Genomic DNA, 375 nt, shown 5'->3' on the forward strand with positions numbered 1-375 from the left:
CCTACGCGCAGATGCATCGCCACAACGTGACCATGGCGGTGTTCCCGCCGGTGTACCTGCAACAGCTGGCCGAACATGCCGAGCGCGACGGCAATCCACCGGCGGTGCGGGTCTACTGCTTTGGCGGCGATGCGGTGGCGCAGGCCAGTTACGACCTGGCCTGGCGTGCGCTCAAGCCGACTTATTTGTTCAACGGTTATGGCCCGACTGAAACCGTGGTCACGCCGTTGCTGTGGAAGGCTCGTCGCGGCGATCCCTGCGGCGCCGTCTACGCGCCGATTGGCACCTTGCTGGGCAACCGCAGCGGCTACGTGCTGGACGCCCAGCTCAACCTGCAACCCATCGGCGTCGCCGGCGAGTTGTACCTGGGCGGCG

Annotated in this window: 1 protein-coding gene; it reads left to right on the top strand. The window is 66.4% G+C overall.

The features are described from left to right. Nucleotides 1-375: AMP-binding protein (locus tag IB241_RS27360; protein ID WP_192301282.1), on the top strand; the 375-nt coding region annotated here is incomplete at both ends.

The organism is Pseudomonas sp. PDM05, assembly GCF_014851685.1.
Taxonomy (GTDB): domain Bacteria; phylum Pseudomonadota; class Gammaproteobacteria; order Pseudomonadales; family Pseudomonadaceae; genus Aquipseudomonas.